This is a genomic window from Stieleria mannarensis, from assembly GCF_014154935.1.
GTDB classification, from domain to species: Bacteria; Planctomycetota; Planctomycetia; order Pirellulales; family Pirellulaceae; genus Stieleria; species Stieleria mannarensis.
Genome location: NZ_JACEHH010000030.1, coordinates 80,980 through 105,074 on the forward strand (window position 1 = coordinate 80,980; position 24,095 = coordinate 105,074).

Annotated in this window: 13 protein-coding genes; 7 read left to right on the forward strand and 6 right to left on the reverse strand. The window is 59.6% G+C overall.

Translation table 11 applies throughout. From position 1 onward, the window contains the following. Positions 1–9 precede the first annotated feature (9 nt). Together rpsO and H1B37_RS20270 are read left to right on the forward strand one after the other, a co-directional pair. Positions 10–279 (forward strand): 30S ribosomal protein S15, encoded by a 270-nt coding sequence (rpsO, locus tag H1B37_RS20265; protein ID WP_147871012.1) that lies wholly within the window; start codon positions 10–12, stop codon positions 277–279. 390 nt (positions 280–669) lie between these two features. Continuing rightward, the gene (locus H1B37_RS20270; RefSeq protein ID WP_182868469.1) at positions 670–2,928 is read left to right on the forward strand and encodes a polyribonucleotide nucleotidyltransferase; all 2,259 of its coding nucleotides are present in this window, start codon (positions 670–672) and stop codon (positions 2,926–2,928) included. 533 nt (positions 2,929–3,461) lie between these two features. Here H1B37_RS20270 and H1B37_RS20275 read toward each other — a convergent pair. Then, entirely contained in the window at positions 3,462–4,445 is a 984-nt protein-coding gene (locus H1B37_RS20275; protein WP_182868470.1) for an esterase/lipase family protein, read from the reverse strand. A 189-nt stretch (positions 4,446–4,634) separates the two neighbouring features. Beyond that, positions 4,635–8,411 carry a DUF11 domain-containing protein gene (locus H1B37_RS20280; protein ID WP_220498283.1) on the reverse strand — a complete coding sequence of 1,259 codons (3,777 nt, stop codon included), beginning with the start codon at positions 8,409–8,411 and terminating at the stop codon, positions 4,635–4,637. Between the two features lie 243 nt (positions 8,412–8,654). On the opposite strand from H1B37_RS20280, the gene H1B37_RS20285 reads away from it, so the two are divergent. Continuing rightward, positions 8,655–9,755 carry a lactonase family protein gene (locus H1B37_RS20285; RefSeq protein ID WP_286177947.1) on the forward strand — a complete coding sequence of 367 codons (1,101 nt, stop codon included), beginning with the start codon at positions 8,655–8,657 and terminating at the stop codon, positions 9,753–9,755. Between the two features lie 354 nt (positions 9,756–10,109). On the opposite strand, the gene H1B37_RS20290 is transcribed toward H1B37_RS20285, so the two are convergent. After that, on the reverse strand, positions 10,110–10,379 hold the full coding sequence (locus H1B37_RS20290) for a hypothetical protein (RefSeq protein ID WP_182868473.1): 270 nt from the start codon (positions 10,377–10,379) through the stop codon (positions 10,110–10,112). A gap of 1,384 nt (positions 10,380–11,763) precedes the next feature. Between H1B37_RS20290 and H1B37_RS20295 the strand changes: the two genes are divergently transcribed. Continuing rightward, a complete protein-coding gene (locus H1B37_RS20295; protein WP_182868474.1) occupies positions 11,764–13,485 on the forward strand; it encodes a sigma-70 family RNA polymerase sigma factor in 1,722 nt (573 codons plus the stop codon). 74 nt (positions 13,486–13,559) lie between these two features. Here H1B37_RS20295 and H1B37_RS20300 read toward each other — a convergent pair whose 3' ends face one another. The 3 genes from H1B37_RS20300 to H1B37_RS20310 form a co-directional block, all read right to left on the reverse strand. Then, a complete protein-coding gene (locus H1B37_RS20300) occupies positions 13,560–14,606 on the reverse strand; it encodes a metallophosphoesterase family protein (RefSeq protein WP_182868475.1) in 1,047 nt (348 codons plus the stop codon). 128 nt (positions 14,607–14,734) lie between these two features. After that, the gene (gene polX, locus H1B37_RS20305) at positions 14,735–16,468 is read right to left on the reverse strand and encodes a DNA polymerase/3'-5' exonuclease PolX (RefSeq protein ID WP_182868476.1); all 1,734 of its coding nucleotides are present in this window, start codon (positions 16,466–16,468) and stop codon (positions 14,735–14,737) included. A 413-nt stretch (positions 16,469–16,881) separates the two neighbouring features. After that, complete coding sequence (locus H1B37_RS20310; protein WP_182868477.1) at positions 16,882–18,753, reverse strand: hypothetical protein; 1,872 nt, start codon at positions 18,751–18,753, stop codon at positions 16,882–16,884. 1,354 nt (positions 18,754–20,107) lie between these two features. On the opposite strand from H1B37_RS20310, the gene groL (H1B37_RS20315) reads away from it, so the two are divergent. From groL (H1B37_RS20315) to groL (H1B37_RS20325), 3 genes are all read left to right on the forward strand, one after another. Next, positions 20,108–21,820, forward strand: coding sequence for a chaperonin GroEL (gene groL, locus H1B37_RS20315; RefSeq protein WP_182868478.1), 1,713 nt, complete (start codon positions 20,108–20,110; stop codon positions 21,818–21,820). A 158-nt stretch (positions 21,821–21,978) separates the two neighbouring features. Next, positions 21,979–22,275: a co-chaperone GroES gene (gene groES, locus H1B37_RS20320; protein WP_147871004.1), complete on the forward strand. Its 297-nt coding sequence runs from the start codon at positions 21,979–21,981 to the stop codon at positions 22,273–22,275. Positions 22,276–22,407: 132 nt separating this feature from the next. Continuing rightward, positions 22,408–24,027: a chaperonin GroEL gene (gene groL / locus H1B37_RS20325; RefSeq protein ID WP_182868479.1), complete on the forward strand. Its 1,620-nt coding sequence runs from the start codon at positions 22,408–22,410 to the stop codon at positions 24,025–24,027. The last annotated feature ends 68 nt before the right edge of the window (positions 24,028–24,095 follow it).

Here is a 24,095-nt window from a genome sequence, read left to right on the forward strand (position 1 = left end):
AAGTACGAAATGACGATTTCGAAGCAGCGAAAAGCTGAAGTCATCAAAGAACACGGTGCAAACGAAGGCGATTCGGGTTCTCCGGAGGTTCAGATCGCGATTTTGACCGAGCGAATCAACGGTTTGACCGAGCACATGCGGACGCACAACAAAGACTATGCGTCTCGCCGAGGGTTGCTCGGACTGGTCAGCCGCCGCCGTCGCTTGCTTGACTATGTCCGCGGGGAGGACCCGCAGAGATACTTGGATATCATCGGAAAGCTGGGCATTCGTAAGTAGCCCGGAACATCGGCCGCTCTGGCGTGACGAAGGCTTCGGCCAACAGTCGCCATCGCGGCGACCGGAGATTGATTTCTCGCTTTCTTCTTCACGCCCGGCTGCCTCTATGCAATCGCCGGGCGGGGTTCGGCAAGCGCTGTGCTTGCCGCTGTCGAGGGTGATTGAAACTGCCCTCCCCTCTCTCCAGAGCCTTTTCTCTCATCGCCCCTGATCTCGTTCGCCTGCGTTGGACCGTGCCGGCGGGAATCGTAGAGCATGGGGAGTGATCTCGATTCGGTAGGTCGGAAACGGTCCGCTATCGTTCATGACTTCGGGCACCCCGCTGGCAATTGGGCCGGTCGGTTGCCGGAGTAATTTTGTTGTAGTTGTAGTTGCAGGAAGGAAAGTAAAGTGACTGTGAATAAGATTCGCGTCGAAAAGAAGATCGGGCGTCATGTGTTGTCGTTCGAAACCGGTCAATTGGCAAAGCAAGCCGCCGGTGCCGTGTTGGTTCAGTACGGTGAGACCGTCGTTCTGGTCGCCGCGGCCAGTAGCAACCCGCGGCCGGGAATCGATTTTTTCCCATTGATGTGTGATTACCGCGAACGATTCGCGGCGGCCGGAAAGTTCCCCGGCGGATTCTTGAAACGTGAAGGACGCCCGTCGACGAAAGAGATCTTGAGTTCGCGTCTGATGGACCGACCGATCCGACCGCTGTGGCCCGAGGGGTACATGGACGAGGTCCAGGTCCAAGCATTTGTGGTCGCCAGCGACCAGGAAAACGATGGCGATGTGTTGGCGATGAACGGTGCCGGTGCGGCCCTGCACATCAGCCCGCTGCCGTTCTTGGGCCCGATCGCGTCGGTCCGCGTCGGCAAGGTCGACGGCGAATTGGTCGCCTTCCCCAGCAATTCGGATCTGGAAGAAAGCGAATTGGACATGATCGTCAGCGGCTCGCGTGAGCAAGTCGCCATGATCGAAGGCTTCGCCAATGAGATGGCCGAAGATGAAATGATCGAGGCGATCCAGTTCGCCCACTCGGCGATCCGTGACATCTTGGATCTGCAAGACGAGCTGTACCAGAAGGTCAATCCGCAGAAGATCGAGTACACGCCGCCGGAAGACGACGGATTGCTGGACAAGATTTCGGCCGGCTACTACGACGAATTCAAAACCGCCATGCAGACCAGCGGCAAGCATGAACGTGCCGCCGCCGTCAGTGCCCTGCGCGACAAGGCGATGGCCGAGATGATTCCCGATCCGGAAGCCGAAGGCGCGATTTGCACCAAACGCTTCAAATCGGTTTGGCATGATTTGGAAGGCAAGGTCGCTCGTGATTTGATCGTCGCGGGAACCCGCCCCGACGGCCGCGACAACACCAGCTTGCGGCCGATTCACTGTGAAACCGACGTCTTGCCCCGCGTCCACGGCTCGGCCGTGTTCCAGCGTGGTGAAACGCAAGCGTTGATCACCGTGACGCTGGGAACGGCGCGTGACGAGCAGCGTGTCGACGGCTTGCACGACGAATTCAGCAAGAAGTTCATGCTCGATTACAACTTCCCCTCCTTCTCCGTCGGCGAATGCCGACCGATCCGCGGGCCGGGACGTCGTGAAATCGGACACGGTTGCCTGGCCGAACGCAGCGTCGCACCGGTGCTGCCGGCCGCTGATGAGTTCCCCTACACCGTCCGCGTGATCAGCGACATCACCGAATCCAACGGCAGCAGCTCGATGGCGTCGGTCTGCGGTGCCACGCTGGCGCTGATGGCTTCGGGCGTTCCGATCAGCAACCCGGTCGCCGGGATCTCGGTCGGATTGGTTCGCAACAGCGACGACGACTACGTCTTGCTGACCGACATCCTGGGCAGCGAAGACCACTTCGGCGACATGGACTTCAAGATCGCCGGCACGCAAAACGGAATCACCGGCATCCAGCTGGATTTGAAGATCACCGGGATCAGCGAAGAGATCATTCGTGCGACGCTGAAGCAATCGCGTGAAGCGCGGATCGAGATCCTGCGCAAGATGCTGACGACGATCCCGCGCCCCCGTCGCGAAACAGCTCCGACCGCGCCGCGATTGTTGCGGACCCGAATCTCGCCGGACAAGATCGGCGCGTTGATCGGACCCGGCGGAAAGAACATCCGTGGCATCCAGGAATCGACCGGCTGCGTGATCGAAGTCGACGACGACGGCACGGTTTTGGTCGCCGGCAACGACAAGGATTCGGCCGCCGAAGCGATGCGTCAGGTCGAAGCCTGCACCGCGACCGTCCAGATCGGCAAGATCTATGACGGAATCGTCAGCAGCATCAAGGACTTCGGCGCCTTCGTCGAAATCCTGCCCGGCCGCGACGGACTGTGTCACATCAGCGAGCTGAGCAGCGGCTACATCAGCAGCATCGACAAGGTCGTGCGTGTCGGCGACGCGATGAAGGTTCTGGTCATCGACGTGGACGAGCATGACCGCGTCAAGCTGAGTCGACGTCAGGCGCTCGAAGAGTTGGGCGAAGAGGACGAGATCGCTGCGATGGTCGCCGAGCAAGGTGACGATCGCGGTGGTGACCGAGACCGTGGTGACGGCGACGGCGGTGACCGTTCGCGACGTCGCGGCGGAAGCGGACGTCGTCGCGGCGGAAGCGGTGGCGGCGGACGTCGCCCTCGCGACTGAGACCCGCAACGCGTCGACCGACGCATTTGATGAATGAAACCCGCACAAGAGCCTCGGTTGTCAAAACCGAGGCTCTTTTGTTTTGTTGGTGTCTAGCCTTGAGGCGATTCTCCGTCGCTGTGAGGAACGTCGATCGTATTGCTGATGGATTCAGCTGCTTTTGTTCCGTGCGTCATCAAAGATCACTACGCTCGGTTCGCCAACGGCGATTTACAACTTAGCCTGGGGTGAGACCGGATGAGCCCCAGCGAATCCGGGCGTAACCCCAGGTCCACTTTCCTGGGGTTGCGGTCACTCCGCTGCGCTCGTTCCCTGACCCCAGGCTATGAATGTGTATGCCCTTTGGGCAAGTGCTGCGGAATGAATTCCGCAGCAAAGTGAAACAGCCTTCTGGGCAAACAAAGAAGATCATGATCACCACTGAGCCGTACTAACCAAAAAGTCGTTCAGTAATACAATCGACGTCCCTCGCAGCGAGAGGCGACGGAGCCCGGAAGGGCCGTCGTACCTCGATGCGCCGCCGTGCGACGGCCCTAACCTTCTTGCTTGAGCAGCTCGATGGTCGTCTTGATCACGTCGGCGTTGTCCATCAGGAAACTGTGCAGCACGGGGACGGTGCGAAAGCTTTTGGCGCCGTCCAGCTTGGCTTCTTCGACGCTGACGATCAGGTCGCCTTCGCCCTCGACCAGTGGGTTGGCCACCGGCGTGGCGACGTCGCCGGCGATGATGTGAAACGGAAACGGCGGCACGGCCAGTTTCGGTTCCAGCTGTTTCCATTTTTCCCCCAGTTCCATCCCGCCTTTGCCGGTCACCCAGCCAAAGACTTTGGTCGGTGCCAATCGCTGGGCGATCGTCGCGCCTTGGTTGGGTGGTCCCAGCATGACCATCGACTTGCAGCGTGGCAGGATCTGTTTCGGGTCGCCGTCACTTTGCAGGTCACCGATCGCGTGGCGGACCACGATGTTTCCCATGCTGTGGCCGACAAAGCTGAACGTGTCGCCGTGGGGCAGGTCTTCGAGCAATTCACGCAGGGCCGCGGCATGGTCACCGATCGATCCGCGTGTGCTGGCGTAGGAAAATCGGATCGCGCCGGGCTGTCCGTTTTCGGCGAGTTGCTTGTCGAGTGCTTTCATGCTGCCGCTGGTTCGCATCAATCCGTGCAACAGGACGACGTGATGCTTGGCCGCTGCCTTGGCGTCCTTCGGGCATTTTTGATTCAGTGCATCGACGCACTGTTGCTTCGATCCCCAAGCCCGGCGATAGCTGTCCGCGTCGACTAACCGCCAGTGTCCGGTCAGCGCGTTTCGTTGAACCCGATATCCATCGCGCCACAGGTGGTCCGTCCAGATTTGTGAGTACGGGGTGGTCGGAAGCGGCAGGTTGAAGTTGGGGGCGTCGGTCACGTCGGAGTCCTCGGCCGAGTTCGGTGCGGTTGGCGGTCCTGCGGAATGACCGCTGTGGTGATGAATTTCGAAACTGAGCGAAGCGGCCAGGGCGAGGGTCAGGAAGTATCGCATGCGGCTGGTTTCGGGGCGAGCGGAAGGGGGCGTCTTTGGGGGCTAAGCGAGAAGAGCCCGCGGCGCGAGAGATGCTTCGGAAAAATCCTCCTTCCCAAATTACTGTAACGGAAGCCGCAAATGGAGTGGTTGGGCAGAATGATTCGGGGCAGAATGATGATCTGCCCGTGGGCTGGCGCCAAACTGCGATCAGCGGTTGCTGCTGGAGCTTCGTCGGCTGACGCGCTGGGCACGTTTGCTCAGGAACTGCGTGGCTTCTTCGGCGACCAGGACGGTTTCGCCCGAGCGGATCTCGGTGCGGAACCGATGGTGCCCTTCGCTTTCGGCTTCGGCGATCACGCGGATCCGAACCTCTTCGCCGGGGCGGATGCTGTCGATCGGATCCAGCAGGACTTGTCCGGTCAGCACTTGGCCGCTGTGGCCTTCGATGCGACGCGGTTCGATGCCGTTGCTGAATTGTGCGATCGCACGCACGCCATTGGCTTGCCGGCTGCCGCGGTTCTTGATCACGATTTCGTAGACGACTTCGGATCCGACCGGTGCCGGGGCGGCGGGGTCTTGCAGCGTCATCACCAGGTCGGCGATCGATTCGACGCGGGTGTCCAAGGCGACGGCGGCCTTGCCGGCCGCACTGCCGGCCGCGGTGAAGTCGAACGTTTGTTTGCCGGGCGAGACCATCGTGCAGCTGAACTCGTAATCGCGCGACGCACCCGGTGGCAGCGACTGGATCGTCCAAGTCAACTTGGTGCCCTGTTGCTGTGCCGTGTCGATCCCGCCTTGGTAGCGGACGCCCGAGGGCAGCGCCAAACTGGCCACGACGTTTTTGCAGGTCGCTTTGCCGTTGTTGCTGATCTCCAGGTGGTACATCGCGTCGGTGTTTTGGTACTTGGTCTCGGGACCGGCCAAGACGGCTTCCAATTCGGCCGCCGAAACCCGGATGGTCTTTTCGGCTTGTGCTTTCAATCCGAGGTCGCCGGAAGCCAGGCCGTGGATTTTCAGGTCACCCAGGTCTTGAGCAGTCAACTCGACTTCGAATTGAGCTTCCTTGCCGCTGGGGATGTTGCCGATCCGCTGCGTCTGCGGCGTGGGGGAGTTGGGCGACAGGGTGAACACGACGTTGGGCGCGACGCCATCGCCGGGATTGAGCACACGTACCTTGTAGGTTTGCGATTCGCCGTAAACGACTTCCTCGGGGCCTTCGATCAACAGGTCCAGCATCGGCTCGCGGACTTCGATCTTGGCAATGCTCTTTTGGGGAATCAACGTCCAGTCGACGTCCAGTCCGTGGGTTCCGCTGCGCTGGGCTTGGAGCCGCACGAACAGTTTTTCCGTCGTGCCGGCGGGCAGCGAATCGAGCGTCCAAACCAGTCGGTCGCCTTCTTCCAGACCCTGACGTTCCACGGAGCCGCGGCTGGCATTTTGGCCTTTGATGTCTGCCCAAACGGGGATCACCGCGCGAACCATCAACCCTTCGGCGTCGATCGCGCCGCGGTTCTCCACACGAATTTCGAACTCGTGCGTTTGGCGGATGATCACGCTGGATGGGCCGTGGGTGACGACGCGAATCCCGGGCAGTTCCGATGCGACCGCGGTCTGGCCGGCGGTCAGTTCACGTGACGTCGAGGGTTTGGTGACTGGCGACGGTTGGAACGCGCGGTCGGAATGTGTCGGTGCCGGTTGAGCAGCGATCGGTCGGTCGGACGTCATGGGCGCCGGGGATGGTACCGCCGGGATCTGCGGTGACGGTGTGGATGCCATCGGGGTTCCCAAGTGGCTGCCGCCGGACGCGATCGAGTGCCCGCGGCTGGGCTGGGGGACGCGGGTATCGGGGATGACCGGCATGGTCGGCTGTGCAGCGTACGGTGCGGTCGGGATCGGTGCTGTCGGGATCGGCGAACCGGTTCCCATCGATGCGGCGGGCGGTTGCGCGACAGATGCGCCCAGCTGCGGGATCGCGTAGGGATCGTGGCCGGACACATACGGGTTTTGTGAAACCGGATGTGGCGGAACATAGGGTTGGACGGCGATCGGCGCGGTGGGCATCGGTGTGGTGCGTGGGGCCATCGGTGCCGCTGGCGGAGTGTTGGCAGCCGGTGCGGTGGTGGCCACGCCCGAGCCGATCGGTGCGCTCGCCGGTCCGAACGGCGTGTTGGCCGGATTCAGCGGGGCACGCGGTTGCGATCGGGGTTGGAACGACGATGCCGGCGGCCCGATCCGATGTCCGGCAAGCGATCCGGTCGGTCCCAGTTTGGGCGCCGCGGGAGCGGGCAATTCCGGAGCGACGAATATCGGTTCGCTCGGCTCCGGCGGGTTGATCGGGGAAAGCGGCACCGATTGCGGTTTGGGCGAGGAGGCGACGTCAGCCATCGGTGCCGTCGGTTTGGGTGCCGGGGCGGAAGGCGTCGGTGCGACGGTCGACGGTGCAGTCGCGGTCGGTGCAGTGGCAACCGGTGCAGTGGCAACCGGTGCAGTGGCAGCCGGAGCGGTGCCGGCGACGGTGTTCGGTTCGGGCGCGGTCGGCGTCGGCATCGAATCGGCGACCGCCTCGCGTGCCGTGGTGTTTTGTGGGGCAGGTTTGCTGTCCTCGGCGAGTGTCGATTCGGCGAGTGCGGTTTTGGCCGGTGCCGTGTCTGCGGGAGCCATGTCTGCGGGAGCCGGCGTGGATTCCAGCGGTGCCGGGGGCGTGACTTGAGTGCCGGCGACGGCTTCCGCCGCAGGCTGCGACCCTGCCGACGCGATTCCAGCATTGCTGTCGGTTGCAGCAGGGGACGCGTCGGCGGTTGCGGCGGGTTTCGGCAGTGCGGCGACCGCAGCCGGTTGCGGTTTCGGCTGCGGTTTCGGCTGCGATTTTGGTTGCGGTTTGGGTTGCACCTTCGGTTGCGGATTCATGGCGATATCGGCCGCTGGCGTCTTGGCGGGTTTCGGGGCCGGTTTCATCGGCTTGGCGTCGGACTTTGCCAGCTTGGGTGCGGGATCGTTGGAACTGATCGAAGCTTCGACGGCGGTTTTGGAATTTGCGATATCGGATTCCACAACGACTTGACGACGCGTCACCTTGGGCACGATTGCTTCACGCGAAATGGGGGCGTTTTTTGCAGCGGCGATCTCGGACGCATCCAATGTCGGAACCTCGCGGCGGCCCGACCGCCGGCTGCTCGAGAGAACCGATAAAGCAACGTTGTCCTCGCGTGGTTGGGCAGCGCTGGAGGTGCGGCGTGACGACGAACTGTTGGGCTGCGCGCTGTTGGACAATGTGCTCCGACGGCTTGACGGTGCCGCAGCGAGGGATGGCGGCTGTGGGATCGCCGGGTTCATCCGCGGCGTGGGGGCGGGCAGTGGCGCCGACGCGCTGGGCGTGGTCAGCCGCGAGGGGCCGGCCAGACGCGTTTCATTCGGACGCGGGTCGCGAATCGGCGTCGGACCCTTGGTCGGCGATTTCGATTTCGCTTGATGGTACGGAATCCCCTGCCAGTCGACTTTCGCCTGGGGCGCTGGGGCGGTCGATTGAGCCGCCTGTTTGTTGTTGCTGCTGCCGGGGCGCGATCCGAAAATGCTGCTCAGGATGCCTTGGGACCGATTGGGTTGATTCGATGCGTGAGGGCTGGTGGTCCGGGAAGGCGTGCGGTTGTGTGTTGTCGCAGCATTACCGGATGAACTTTGGCCGCCACCAAACAGGCTGGGCAATAGCGAGAAGCTGCGATTGGGGGCGGTTTGGGGAGCGGATGGCTGCTTGCCGACGACTTGCCGGATCGGTTCTTTTTCGCCAAACGGCTTCAGGCCCAACGCGTTTTGCACGCCGGAGGTCGCCTGTCGGGACTCGGCGGCCGAAGCGGATTGTTGGGCAGCAGCGCCACGGGCAGCCGCTCGGCGTGACGCGTCACCGGGGCTTGCCGCCGTGACGGGGCTGGCAACCATCAGCGTGGCGAGCGAGTAAAGAGCGAATGTTTTGACGTGTCCGCGCAGCATGCGTCCATCTCGTGAAGTGCGTAAAGAGAGCTTGTCATTCACGGTATCGGAATCACTGCTGCAACAATTGAGTAGAATTTGACGGTTGTGCCGGATTGTCTGACGCATCGGCCGCAGTTTCACGCCGCCGTTGTTTCACACGCCGATCCCCTTCCTCCCATTCTTGCTGTTGAATCACACCCCATGAAACTCCGCTCTTGGTCTCGATCGTTTGGTTTGTCCACGCTGTGTACAGGTTTCCTCATGACGTCAGCTCTCTCGTCCCTCGCGCGTGCCGAACCGGTGGACGTTTGGTTCGGAACGTCGACCTCGCGAAACGGCCCCAGCAAGGGCATTTATCACGGCAAGTTCAACACCGACAACGGGAAACTGACCGATGTGAAACTGGCCGCGGAGATCGGCAGCCCGGGATTCTTGGCCAAGCACCCGAGCGGAAAAATGCTGTATGCCGCCGCCAGCGATGCGGGGACGCCATCGATCGTCGCCTACAGGATCGAAGGCGGGAGCGGCGAGGCCACGTTGGTCAAAGACAGCAGCGTGCCGATCGGAGATGGTGGCGCGGCCCACGTCTCGGTCAGCCACGATGGCAACGTCGTCTTGTCGGCCCAGTACGGCGCCGGGTCGACCGCGTGTTTTTCGCTGGACGAATCGGGCAGCCTGATTAAACGCACGGATTTGCAAAAGCATCCTGCTGGTTCAGGCGTGATTTCCGGCCGCCAAGAAACCGCCCACGCCCACTGGTCGGGGACCTCGCCGGATGATCGCTTCGCCTTCGTTCCCGATCTGGGGATGGACAAGGTCGTCATCTACAAACTAGATACGGAAAACGCCACGCTCGAGCCGCACGGCTACGGCGTCTGCCCGCCCGGCGGCGGCCCGCGTCACATGAAGTTTCATCCCAACGGAAAGACGATTTATGTGCTGAACGAATTGGCGTTGTCGGTCACGGTGTTCGACTATGATGCCCAGGCCGGCACGATGTCGCCGATCCAGACGATCGAAACCATCAGCGAAGCGGTCAAGGCCAAAGAGGTCTTCAACAGTTCGTCGGAAATCCGAGTGCACCCGAGCGGCAAGTTTGTCTACGCCGCCAATCGTGGTAACGATACGATCACCGTTTATTCGGTCGATGACTCGACGGGCAAGTTGAGCTTGGTCGAAGTCGAACCGATTCGCGGGGCATGGCCGCGAAACTTCAATTTGGATCCGAGCGGAAAATGGTTGCTCGCCGCCGGCCAGGCGTCCAACACGGTTTCGATCTTCAAGGTCGACCAAGACACCGGCGAACTGCAATTCACACGGGATGCGGTGTACGTGCCCAGTTCGATCTGCGTGCTGTTTTAGGGGCAAGAAGATGGGGGCAAAATGATGGCTGCGATCGTTTTGCCGTTCCGTCGTGGATAGGGGAGTGATCGTGAAATGGGACCGATAGGACATATCGGCCCCCTATGTCCTGTTGGTCCCAACGTGCGACTGTCTTGGTTCAACGGAAAATGGAGTTGTTGCTCCAGCGAATTGAACAGTGTGGCGGCATCGTGCCGGTCGTTCTGGCATCCTGCCAGAAAGGTTTTTCGCTTGATAGAAAAACCGAAGGGAAGAGTGGCGACACGCGACCGCGCCGCCCTTCGGCTTCCGTCAGGACTCCGCGGCAACCGAACGCGCGTCGTTCATCTGAACGCTGACGTAAGGGCATGGTTATCAAGCGAAATCAAATCCTGGTTGAGAGTCATCATCTTCCAGTCCGTTGTTTTGCTCGACGTAGTTTCGCAACACGTCTTCGGCGTGGCGTGGGTCGCTGGCCAGATCGGCGTGTGAGTGTGCTCGGTAGGTAGTGAAGTTGGGCATTTGTGACTGAAGATGCAGGAAGAAGTCGCGGCAGACCGGATCCGTGCAACTGTGGGCCAAATGGAGTTTTTGGTCCATCAAATAGACATGGTCACCGGTCACCGAAAAATTCACGAATGGCACAGCGTTTGTGGATGAGAGCTTGTCCAAGTAGTGGTAGCGATACCGCAAGGACTTGAACCAACATCTGCGAAACGACTTGTATGTTGCGACGGGGCTGTGAACATTTTGGTAGTGCGATCGAACGTGTCTTAACCAATGTTGTCCGAAGTCCTGCTGCAAATATTGAGAGACCTGGCTTTGAAGCACGATGAATAGATCTTGCCCACTACGGACATACTGTTCCGCGAGTTTTCTGATCTGTCGCGCGACCGATCGGAGTTCGATCCGACTCGTCAGTCGCGAATCGTCGATAATTGATTGACGGACAATCTTCTGTGGGACTGCCATGTCGGCCAGTAGGGTTTTATGCAGGGCGTTTCCGTGGCTCCACTCCCTGATGCGATTCGGTTCGGTGAGGTCTGTCGGATCAACAACCACGCTTTGTTGTTGCCGATTTTTCCAAGCGTGGCGGGCGCGGTACTCCGTGTAGAAATTAAACAACTGCTTACGTCGAATACTTGCCTGCTCATCTGCAAGCTTGATGAGCGTATTTCGATGTCGCCGCTTTTCGGGGTCGCGTGTCGATTCAGCCAAGTATCGAAAGTGAATTTCTTGCTCCAAGCTCCGTTGCTGGGCGCAAAAGAAGCGGATTCCGTGCTCACTCGCGGACACCGTCGTCACTGGATAGTTTCTGCAGTAAGGCGAACAGGGTGGCAACAGGGACCTGGCAATCTGCGCGATGACAATCATCAATTGGGGATCTTCCATCGTGCAGGATCCTGAATGCTCGAGGAGATGGGCAACGCAAATGCGTTTCGCGCAGCGAGTCGGGGAGTCTCGGCGCGGTCGGATCGCTCAGGAGGTGGGACAAGCGTGGGAGGGCAATCGGGGGGATTATTTCGCCGGTCAGACGAAAGTCAAGGATTTGTCGGTCGCCCGGATTACGAAGCTTTGGTGGACAGGTTTTGAAGGGCACGCATGAATTTGCCCCCTTATTTCGCTGTTTTTGACCTGCAGGCTGAAAAAGAAGTTTTTTTTGCGTGATTTCTCAACCGCAGCGGTCTCAGAATGCAACTGGGTAGATGAGTGCGAAAAGCATTCGTTCATGATTTCGTTTCGTATCCCAAAGAGAGAATCAGATGAGCCTCCCGTTTTACACCCTGGCACCACCATTTACGGCGGTGACATTCGTTGCCATCTCAATGGTTTCATCGCAGTTTCTTTCTGACCCAATCGTTAGGTAACGTCCCCACTTAGCACCAAACTCACCCGGCAGCCTTACTCAAGGAGGCTGTGCTGTCAGCTGGCGAAAGCATTCGCGATCCGTTTTTCTCAGAGTGATTGAATTGAGAAAATTTCTGGTCGTTGATGCGACGTCGCTTTCGTCTGACATAGGAATGACGTGATGAAACCCAAAGTAGTCGACACCGCGTGTGGGGCGGCCAACGAGAGATCCAATACTTCGCAACTCGATCTGAAAAAGGTCTATGTAGATTGTCAGCCTGTATTCTTTAACGTGCTCGCCAAGTTATCGCGTAGTGGTTTTCCGACACCGCCATCGGATGCGTTCGACCACATCAATGAATTCTTGGTTTCGGAATGGCCCGGAATCGCTGAACGATTTGATGCGACGAAGGGAACGATCAGAGCGTATGTCTATGGTGCGTTTCTGCGGTTTGCCCGGAGACGAATTGCGAGACAAAAGCGGTGGACGCATAATTTGGTCAGCGTTAACGACCTGGTTCGAATGCAAGGTCCGGCGCAAGAAGCGATTGAGTCGGCGATCGAGCAAGAAGACGAAGTTTTGACCAGTGACTTCTTGCAGCAGTTGCCGGAACTACACCAGAGAATCTTTACCGAGTACGTGCAGTCAGCGGATGCAGACGAACGCGCCCTGGCGAAGGCGTACGGATTGTCTCGCTATCGAATCCGGGAAGTATTGGTCGAATCCATTGGCCGTATTTCCGTTGCATTCGGACAGCAAGATCAATTCCCTGCAGATCATTGGAATGTTCTGCATTCCCTTTGGTCTGAATTGCTCACTCCCGCCGAAACCGCCGCAAAGTTTGGTTTATCTACGGACGTTGTCCGCGAAATACGTGATCGTCACGGGATGCGTTTATTGGCGAATCTGCGGAAACTACGCACAAAAAAAATATCTACAAATTGGGATCAATCAATGGACACTTCAACGAAAGGTTTTCTCAAACGCGTCTTCCTCTCTCCAGGTGAAGACCAATTGTTGGATCAACTACATGGGAGTTGCGGAGAAGTTTCTCAGCTTCTTTCGCTTGAGGAGGTCACCTTCACCGATCAGGAACTGAAGGTGTTACAGCAGAATCCGCAGTGGATCGCCAAGGTGTACGGAGCGATCAGTGGTGATTCACAGTTGTCACCAGAAGAACAGGAGGTGGACGATGCCATTGGCATCGCATCGGCAGAAGATGATTCCGCCATCTTGGATGCGATCCTCAATCACCTGCTGCCAAATTTGCCTGATTCGTTGACCGATTGGAGTGCTCGATTTGTCGACGTTGCCGATTCCGATCGGGCGATCGATGAGTGGGGAGATTTTATCGCTGAGACGTCGTTGAGCGAATCGGAGTTGACCTCCCTACCTTTTGTCAACGACTTGCTTTCCAATGGATTGCATCCATTCATTCTATTTGAAAGTATCCATTCCATCGCACAACTTGCCGAGCGTCTGATTAAAGTCCCCGTCAAGTTCGAGGGGAGTTTCGGGGTTGAAATATCATTCGCGAAATTCGTCGATTCTTTACGTGAACAGCGAAAGCATGGAGAGTTGCGCGAAGTGCAGATCCAGGTTAAGGGCGAATCGATCCCCGGGGTCACTTCACCAGTGATACCCACTGACTTGCTCGTTCGTGAAATCTCACAGTACGTCGGATGCTCCGCAGGTTTCGCTGCCGGCCTATTGGATTGGGTCGTCGGTTGCGCGCAACTCACACCAAAGTTGTTTCTCGGATTCGAGACGGAAATCGCCGGGCAGAATGGGATCAGGTTGCGACTGGAGGAGAGAGATGAAAACCAATCGGTGCAAGATTTGTACGTCCGTCTGACACCGCAACCACGACTCGTCGAATCGGCAGCTGTCTTTGCGGATTGACTCGCAGGTTGAATTGATGGGTTCGCAATACTCGGCATTGCCAAGCTCGCTTCGCAGTGTTCGGTCCTGTCAATTCAACCGTAGGGATGGACTCTGATCTCTTTGGTCTTCAATCTTCTTACAGGCTTAAACTCCACACGAGTTCGCTCGATCACCTCGACTGTCCAGAACAGCTGATCCCGGTTATCTTCGAATAGCCGATGCAGTAGCAACGTGTTCTTCGGAAACGCCCTTTTCGGAAACTTGCCACGGAGCGTCTTCCATTCAAGAGGTACGCGGTCGGTTTGGGTTGTTGTGCCGCATCGTGTTTCCAGAACATGGTTTGATTCTGGAACGGGGGGAACGAATCGGTGTACCAGCGGCACGTGTAGGTGCCCGGTCATGACCACGGAGATGCAATGGTCTGACAAGAAGTGACTGAGTGCCTGATGTGAGGCTAGTTTCATGCTCAGCGTCTTGCCTCGGCAATGATAGGAATGATGGATCAACATCACCCGGATTTCGTGTTCGCGGCGACCCAGATCGTCCAGCATCTTATCGGCGACCGCTAATTGACTCTGGAATGCGCCTCGCGCCATTGCTCGATTGAGACTGTTGGGACCAATGTCTGCATCAGAGTCGATGCGGACAAAGCGAATCAGACGCCCGCAGGGAAGCGAACGCGTTTGATTGACATCAGGCAGCCCAGGAAAATATATTTTGACGGCTCCGTTTGGATTTCCCAGCATCCAGCCATCGCCCGGCCACTGGTCGTGATTTCCCGCGATGCCTAAGTCGCGCCATGTCGACGCATGCAAGCCGATGTGGTTCCCAATCGGTGGCAGCAACTGAGTTGCTAGATAGTCATCGGCGAGATCAAATTGGTCAGGCGCGCCGCAACTGGTCGCGTCACCGGTGAAGATTACTTCGGCGTTCTCGCGATGGCGCATCGAAGCGACATAGCTGGAAAGCTGCACGAGAGACTTGTGGCTGTGACCAAGTAGGCCATCAAATCTCGACGTGTTGGCCCACATTTTTTTCAGCCATGCCGGGAACCTCAACGCCCCGGTCTGCGGATCGATTGATGCAAAGTGGAGGTCAGAAATCTGTACAAATGTTGCCAGTCGCTTGCGCTGATTCATTTGAGCTTGCCCCGAGACGAACCGTATTCTTTGAAGAGTTTCCGGTTATCGTAAACGGGATTTTGGCTCGGGTGGTAGTTGGTTGCCCCTTTGTGGATGGTTTTCGGCAGGGGAATGAGATGAGGATCTCAGTTCGAAGCAATTGAAAGCAGTTTTTCGAACTGCTTGAAGGTCTTGGTGTTGGCGACGTCGGCTTTCGTGAGGCCTCCGCGGCGAGCTTGTTTGATGCCGTATTGCATCACGTCCATGCCGTCGATGGTGTGGGCGTCGGTGCTGATCACGATCGGGATGCCCAGCTTTTTTGCGGCCGCCAGGTGCACGTCGTTCAGGTCCAATCGGGCCGGGTTGGCGTTGAGTTCCATCAGCGTGCCGCTGGCCGCGGCGGCTTTGAGCACCGCATCCATGTCGACTTCATACGGCGGGCGGCGATTGATCAGTCGGCCCGTCGGGTGGGCGATGCAGTCGACGTGTTCGTTTTCAATCGCGCCGAGAATCCGCTCGGTGATTTTCTCGCGTGGTTGACGTTGTCCATAGTGGACGCTGGCGAGCACCCAATCGGCTTCAGCCAGAACGTCGTCGGGCAAGTCCATCCCGCCGGATTCCAGGATGTCACATTCGATCCCTTTCAGAATCACCAGTTTCCCGTCGTACTCGCCGCGGATCTCGTCGATCATCGCCCACTGCTCACGCAGGCGATCGGCGTTGAGTCCCATCGCCATCGACACGCGTTTGCTGTGGTCGGTGATCGCGATGTACTTCAGACCTCGCGCGATCGCGGCGTCGGCCATTTCGCGAATCGTGTTTTGACCGTCGGTGGCCGTCGTGTGCATGTGCAAGTCGCCACGGATGTCGTCCTGCGTGATCAGTTCGGGAAGCTCGCCGTTCGCCGCCCATTTGAACTCGTTGCGATCCTCACGCAATTCCGGAGCGATCCACGGCAGCCCGATCGCCGCGTAGACGTCTTCTTCGGTTTCGCCGGCGACTTGTGTTTCATCGTCGACTCGGAACACGCCGTACTCGTTGATCTTCAGTCCCTTGTCTTTGGCGATCCGCCGCGTGTGAACGTTGTGGGCTTGTGATCCGGTGAAGTACTGCAGCGCGGCGCCGAACTGGTTGGCGTCGACACAGCGCATGTCGACTTGGAATGCTTTGCCGACACGGATCGAGATTTTGGTGTCGCCGCGGCCGATCGTTTGCGAACGGTCGGGGTAGGATTCCAGGTGGTCCATCGCGGCGTCGCGGTCGGAGGCGACGACCAGCAGATCCAAGTCGCCGATCGTTTCGCGTCCGCGACGATACGATCCGGCCCACTGCATCGTTTCGATGTGCATGCAGGTTTTCATGTGACGGCCGATCGATCGCGCCAACGCGTCGCCTTCGGCCCAACGAATCCGCTCGGCCGCCTGCTCGGCGATCGCCAGCCCTTCCAGGATCGCCTCGGCTGTCTTCGCACCAAACCCTTTGACCTTGGCGACCGAGCCGGCTTCGCATGCGGCACGCAAATCGGCCAGCGAATCGATGTCCAATTCCTTTTGCAGCTTGGCGGCCTTCTTGGCTCCCAGCCCCGGGATCCGTGCCATCTGGATCAAGACCTCGGGGACTTCCTCGCGGAGCTTTTCCAGTTGTGGCAGCTTGCCGGTTTCCAGCAGCGTTTCGGTTTTCTCGGCGAGCGTCTTGCCGATGCCCGCCAGGTCGCTCAGCTTGCGATCCGGATCGGCGACGATGTCGGCGACCGATTCGTCCAGGTCACGAATGGCTTTGGCACCCTGGGTGTAGGCGCGGATGCGAAACGGGTTTTCGCCCTTGAACTCCAGCAGCTCGGCAAGTTCATCAAAGACGTTGGCGATGGTGGAATTGTCCATCGGTGCTTGGCTTTCCGCTATTAAGGGGAGAGAAGATTTGGAATCGCGCTGTCAGCTTATCAACATGAAGCTCGGGTAGCGCAACTCATCAACGGCTTGTTGATTTTCCCCGGTGCCGGGTGCCTACGCTAGCCCGACGCGTCAGCGAGGGGCAACGTGGCGCCCCTCGCTTACGCGTCGGGCTGGCAGATTTTCGCAAGGTTTGGCGTGTTCGATCAGTCAACATTCCGTTGATGACTTCTGCTACGGCCCTACCCGGAATCTGAGCTGATAGAGACGCACTAGGCTTTGTCCCTAAACCCGTAGCGGAAGCCGCCAAGGCTTTCGTCTCGCAGCGGTTCACACGGGAAAAGCCGAAATTCTTGGCGAATTCCGCTACCACATACAACCCTTGCCGGGTTTAGGGACAAAGCCTAGCGTGCCGGCAGCCAGCCACCGCTGTCGCGTTTGACGGGGGCCGGCTGGCGCGGTGCGGCCGGGGCCGGGGTCGCTGCGTCTTCCCAGGCGGCGACTTGACGGACGCTTTGGTGACGCGTGGTCGCCTCGCGGACCGGGACGCTGACGCGCGGGCGTGCCGTTTCGCGTTGGGAAGGGGATCGCGACGAGGCGGAGCTTTCGGTGTTGCGGAACAGAGCCGACGGGTCGGCACCACGCGAGGAGGGCGCCGGCAGCGGCGGGGCTTGGAATTCCGGTGCTCGGAACTCTTGCGTGCTCGGCGGTTGAACGACGCGCTGACGCGGCGCCGACTGGCCAGTCGGTTCGGTTGTCGGTTGCGTCACCGTCGGCGGACCCGCCGGAACGCCGATCGGTCGTAAGGTGCTCCACTGTGATCCGGAGGATTGCGATCCGCTGGATTCCGTCGTCGCGGCCGGGGCGGACAGCGGCGTGACCGCCGAGGGCGTCTGGGCGGTGAACTGTTGACCGAAGCGATCACCCGGGTTCCCGTTGGGCTGGTGTCGCGTCACCGGGGGATCCAACTGGATTGCAGGCCGGTTGTCGTCGTCGGTTCCGCTGGTGTCCGATGGTGAGTTTCCGTAGGGATAAAGGTCGTCGTAGGCATCGGTGCCGTTGTTGTTGGAGTAGCCATTGCCGGCAGATCCATTACCGGTGGATGTTGAATCGGACGAGCCATTGGTGGCCGAGCCATTCAGTTCGGGGCGGCCTGCTTCCAGTTGTGGCTGGGGCACTGCTTGTTGGTCCGCCGGATCACCGCCGGAACCGCTGGGCGCTCCGCCGGTCAGCGGTGCCGTGTTCGAGTAACCGGAGTCGGGGATCGTCGATGGAATTGTGGTGACACCGGGATCGCCGGGTTGGAATTGACCGCCGACTTGCCCGATACCGTTAGCGGGCGGCGCGAAACTGCCGGGTGTGCCGGCCAGGGGAAACGAAGATTGCGGGTAGGTGTTGCCGAGCGTCGGTGTGGAACAGACGCCCGGTGTGGTCTGCACCGGTGCCGCACCGCTTTGTAGCGGCAAGGAAGTATTGTAGGGCACGCGTTGCAATTGCTGCACGTACGAGCTGCACGGTTGTTGGACCGTGACCGTCGTCCCGGTCATCGGATCCACCGTCGACACGGGGCGGTAGTACGTGATGGGCGCGGTGTAATAGGACGTCACGTAGTTCGTATCGCGTCCCAGCAGCGAGTTAAAGAAGCGGGCCAAGCCGGAGCCGAATCGGCGGCGTGGCGGTTGTGGGCTGACCGGGACCAAGGGGGCGTAGTTCGTCGGCACGGCGTTGTAGGTGACCGGTGCGACGTTGCCGGGGTAGTTGGCCGTGTAGACCGGTGACGCGGTGATCGGGTTGGCGGTAGCAGTCCCACGCAGCGTCGTGCTGATCGGCACTCGATTGGTGGTGGTCGCCAGAGGCAGTCGGTACGAATCGGTCGTCGGCATGTAGCTGGTCGTGACCGGGGCGCTGGATGTGACCGGCGCGGAATTGACGATCGGCAGACGCTGTGCGTATTGCTGGCCGGCTGGCATGCCGGTGTAGACCGACGGATTGTCGAACGTCTGGACGGAGGTGTAGCCATAGGCGGGGCGCTGGGCTTGGTAGGCGCCCGAGGTCACCGCCGGAGTGCTCAGTGGGGTCGCGGTGACGGGCGCGCCGGCGACGGGCGCGCCAGCCACCGGTGTGCCCGCGTAGCCGTAGTTGGCGGTGTAGGTCGGTGTTCGTCCGAACAGCCAATCCAAACAACCGGCGTCGGCGACGCTGGCGAATTGGAATGCCGACAGAATGGCGGCGGCGGTGATGGCGAGGGTTCGAAGGTTCAATCGGCCGGTCGACATGCGACGATTCCGTGGACGGCGGTTTTGAGGGGTTGTCTTTCTTTTGGGGGGATCGTGGTTGTGGAAAGGCCACAGAATCTCCCGCAGTAGTGGACGCCGCAGATAGGGTCTGGTCAATCGATTCGACAGCCCGCTTTGGCAGTTGGAAAGCGATTCGGGCCGTCCCGTGCCGGTCGTGACGGGTTTTGGGGATCTGGCGGGGGAACAGAGACAGTTTCGGAGGTTTTGTTGGCTGCCAGTTTGCCAGCAATCCAGGGGGGACGCGTCACTGGGGCCGGAATGATCGGTGGGCAGAATGATACGGGGCAGAATGATGGGGGCAAAACGATGGGGGCAGAACGATGGGGGCAGAACGATGGGGGCAGAACGATGGGGGCAGAACGATGGGGGCAAAACGATGGGGGCAAAACGATGGGGGGGCAGGATGATGGGGGGGCAGGATGATGGGGGGGCAGGATGATGGGGCGAAACGGTCGGCGGCCTTAGAGGCAACAGGTTATGACTTAACCCTCCCTGGCAGTGGTCTGATGAAAAGCACGTGGCGTCGAAAACGGGTGAACCGGCAACGATTGAAAATTGCAAATTGAACAGTGCAAATTGCAAAATGATTTGAGCGATGATTCCCGGCAAATTTGAATTTTGCGATGAGCAACTTGCAATTTGCAATCGAGGGATTCAGCGGAATCGTTGAACGTCCGTGAACCTACCCACGGAACCAGGTTCCATTGATTTTCGCCCTCCCGCCCTGGCAGGGCGGCGCCGGCGAGGGGGGGCGATCGGCGGTGTGCGAGTGCATCCGAGCCACAGGAAACGCTCCCCGCTCCGAGCGCATACTCCTCGGCGACCTTCCCGGAGGGTGATGGGGCTTCAGTTGCTTGACGCTCGATGCCTATGAGGGTTCTTTTCCGCTGGGGGCCTTCTGCCAACGTGGCACGAGCGTTAATCTCTGGGGCCCCACTGCGGAAGATCACGACCGATCCCTCATTTTGTTCTCAGGCGGCGATTCATTGCGGTTGCGGTCGGAAAGGGCAGCCGAGACGGGCGGTTTTTTTCTGTCAAAGGCCTGCTTGGCACGCCGGTTGCTATCCGTGGCGGACATTCAGCGGAACTGTCATTCCGTCGCCGAATTCGATTCGCGTCGACTGCCAAAACGGGTCGCCGGCGAAGGGCAGCCACCACAACGGCTGCATCGGGACGACGGAGCGGGGCCGCATGCACGAAACACCAGCCGGCGCACATGGTCGCCGGTCCAACCCATTTTCCCCCTTATTGAACATCTCGTCAGGCACGCCGACCGGTCCAACCGGCAGCGTGTTGATCGAGATGCGTTGTAAACCACAGGAGAAACAACGTCGTGGCAAAGCAAATCGTTTTCGACGACGACGCCCGCGGGCCACTGTTGGCCGGCGTCAGTAAATTGGCGCGAGCCGTCAAAAGCACGCTCGGTCCACGCGGCCGAAACGCGGTGCTGGACAAAGGCTGGGGGTCGCCCAAAGTGACCAAAGACGGTGTGACCGTCGCCGAAGATATCGAGTTGGATGACCCCTTCGAGAACTTGGGTGCACAGCTTGTCAAAGAGGCCGCCAGCAAGACCAACGATGTCGCCGGCGACGGCACAACGACGGCGACCGTGTTGGCCGAAGCGATCTTCCGTGAAGGGTTGAAGATGGTCGCCACCGGCGCCGATCCGATGGCACTCTCACGTGGGATCAGCAAGGGGGTGGAAGCCGCCTCGGCCCAGATCCAGAAACTGGCCAAGCCGGTCGACGAAAAGAGCAAGAGTGAGATCAAGCAAGTCGCAACGATCGCCGGGAACAACGACCCGACCATCGGCGACGTGCTGGCCAACGCCTTCACCAAGGTCGGCAAGAACGGTGTGATCACCGTCGAAGAAGGCCGCAGCAACGAGACCTACGTCGACGTCGTCGAAGGCATGCAATTCGACCGCGGGTTCCTTTCCCCGCACTTCGTCACCAACCAAGACGAAGTCTCGGTCGAACTGGACGATTGCTATGTGTTGTTGTTCGAAGAAAAGATCAGCAACAACAAGAAGATGATTCCGTTGTTGGAAGCGATCAGCAAGGAAAAGAAACCGTTGCTGGTGATCGCCGAAGACGTCGAAGGCGAAGCGTTGGCGACGTTGGTCGTCAACAAGATGCGAGGCATCATCTCGGCCGCTGCCGTCAAAGCCCCCGGTTACGGTGACCGTCGCAAGGCGATCCTGGGCGACATCGCGGCCTTGACCGGCGGCAAAGCCATCTTCAAGGATCTGGGAATCGACCTGGAAAGCGTCAAATTGTCGGACCTGGGACGGGCCAAGAAGATCCGCATCACCAGCGACGCGACCACCATGGTCGGCGGTGCCGGCAAGAAGGCGGACATCGACGGTCGCGTCGAGCAGATTCGCCGTGAGATCGAACAAACCGACAGCGACTACGATCGCGAAAAGCTTCAAGAGCGTCTGGCCAAGCTGGCCGGCGGTGTTGCCCAGATTAACGTTGGTGCCGCGACCGAAACGGAGATGAAAGAGCGCAAGGCGTTGATCGACGATGCCCGCGCGGCGACTCAAGCCGCACTGGAAGAAGGCATCGTTCCCGGCGGCGGAACCACGTTGCTGCGTTGCCGTGCCGCAGTTGAAAAACTGGAGAAGTCGATCGAAGGCGACGAGTCGCTGGGTGTTCGTATCATTCGAAACGTGTTGGACCAGCCATTGCGAGCGATCGCCAACAACGCCGGCCTGGATGGCGCCGTCGTCGTCAACCGTGTGTTGCAGCTCAAGGGCAAGACCGAAGGTTACGACGCCAACTCGGAAAAGTACTGCGACCTGTTGGCCGCCGGGATCGTCGATCCGGCCAAGGTCGTTCGGACTTCCTTGGCCAATGCGGCCAGCGTCGCGGCATTGTTGCTGACGACCGAATCGCTGGTCACCGAGATTCCCGTCGAAGAAGAGGAAGGGGGCGGCGACCATCACCACGACCACGGCATGGGCGGCGGAATGCCGGGCATGGGTGGCATGGGTGGCATGCCAGGTATGGGTGGAATGGGCGGCATGCCGGGCATGATGTAGTCCGGACTTCTGCTGCAGGCACCTACGGCACGGGCGGTGAGTTCCACTGCCCTGCCCTGCCCCACTTTGGCGGCGCCGCGTGACAGTCATCCCACGGCGCCGCGAATCGCAACTGAAACAATTCAAACTCAATCACCTTTCCAAAACACAACACAATCATGGCAAAACCGAAATTGCGTCCGCTCGATGACCGAGTCGTTGTTCAACCCGTCGAAGCCGAAACGACCACCGCCGGCGGGATCGTCCTGCCCGATTCGGCAAAGGAAAAACCGCAACGCGGCACGATCGTCGCGGTCGGCCCCGGCAAGCTGCTCGAAAGCGGCAGCCGCGGCGCGCTGAGCGTCGACGTCGGCGACACGGTGATCTATGGAAAGTACGGCGGAAGCGACATCGAAGTCGATGGGCAAGAGATGAAGATCCTTCGCGAGAGCGACATCCTGGCAAAGGTCCTGTAGGGACATCGGTGACCGCCCCACCCTGCCCTGCCCCGTAACCCGCGGTGGCATCGGTCGCAGCGGCGGGTCTGGTCCAGGTGTTCTGGGATGCGTTCATTCAGCACTCGTTATCATTGATAGAGGAATCCTCTCGTGGCAAAACAACTCCTATTCGAAGACCACGCACGCGCACGCATGCTGGCCGGCATTGACAAACTCGCCAATGCCGTCGCGGTGACGATGGGCCCCACCGGTCGCAACGTCATCATTGACAAATCGTTCGGCGGCCCGACCGTGACCAAAGATGGTGTCACGGTTGCCAAAGAAATCGAACTCGAAGACCGCTTTGAGAACATGGGCGCGAAACTGGTCATCGAAGTCGCTCAAAAGACCAGCGACTTGGCCGGTGACGGTACGACCACCGCAACCGTGCTCGCTCGGGCGATCTTCAAAGAAGGCCTGCGCAACATCGTCGCCGGCAGCAACCCCGCCGCGATCCGTCGCGGGATCGATCGTGCCGTCCAAGCCGCTTGCGACCAACTGCACGAAATCGGGCGTCCGGTTCAGGACAAGGCCGAAGTCGCCAACGTCGGCGCGATCAGTGCCAACAACGACAACGAGATCGGCAACCTGTTGGCCGACGCTCTCGAACGCGTCGGAAAAGACGGCGTGATCACGGTCGAAGAAGGCAAGTCGCGAACGACCGAAGTCAACTACGTCGACGGGATGCAGTTCGACAAGGGATACATCTCCCCGTACTTCATCACCGACCCCGGCACGATGGAAGCCAACCTGGAAAACGCGTTGGTGCTGCTGTACGAAAAGAAGATCAGCAACATCCGCGACCTGGTTCCGCTGTTGGAGAAAACGGCGCAAACCGGCCAGCCGTTGTTGATCATTTCCGAAGACGTCGACGCCGAAGCGTTGACGTTGTTGGTCGTCAACAAGCTGCGTGGCACGTTGAACGTGTGTGCCGTCAAGGCACCCGGATTCGGCGATCGTCGCAAGGCAATGTTGGGTGACATCGCGACGTTGACCGGCGGCACGCTGATCAGCGAAGACCTGGGGATCCAGTTGGAAAACGTCACGCTGGATCAACTCGGTCGCGCCAAGAACGTCACCGTCGACAAGGGCAGCACCACGATCATCGAGGGCGGCGGAAAACGCAGCGACATCGATCAACGTGTGGCTCAGATCCGGGCTCAAATCGAGCAGACCGACAGCGACTACGACAAGGAAAAGTACCAAGAGCGTTTGGCCAAGTTGGCCGGTGGTGTGGCCGTCGTCAGCGTCGGTGCGGAAACCGAAGCCGAGATGAAGCAAACCAAGGCTCGTTTGGAAGACGCCTTGCACGCGACCCGTGCGGCCGTCGAAGAAGGCATCTTGCCCGGTGGTGGAACCGCACTGGTTCGCTGCACCGAAGCGGTTCAAGCGGCCAAGTCGAAAGCCAAGGGCGATGAGAAGATCGGTGTCGAAATCGTGCTCAACGCACTCAGCGCCCCGATGAAGCAAATCGCCGACAACGGTGGCATCGACGGCAGCGTCGTGGTCGACGAGGTCAGCCAAAAGCCGACCAACACCGGTTACAACGCCAATACCGGTGAGTACGTCGACATGTACAAGGCCGGCGTCATCGATCCGGTCAAAGTCGTGCGAACCGCGTTGACCAACGCCGGCAGCATCGCAGGATTGCTGTTGACGACCGAAGCGTTGGTCACCAACTTCGAACAGGAAGACAAAGACAAACTTCCCGTCGAAGGCGTGATCGCCTAGTCGATCCCGGAAACGTGTCTTCACAACAGCGGGTCGCTGCCTAACCATCGGCACGCGGCCCGCTTTTA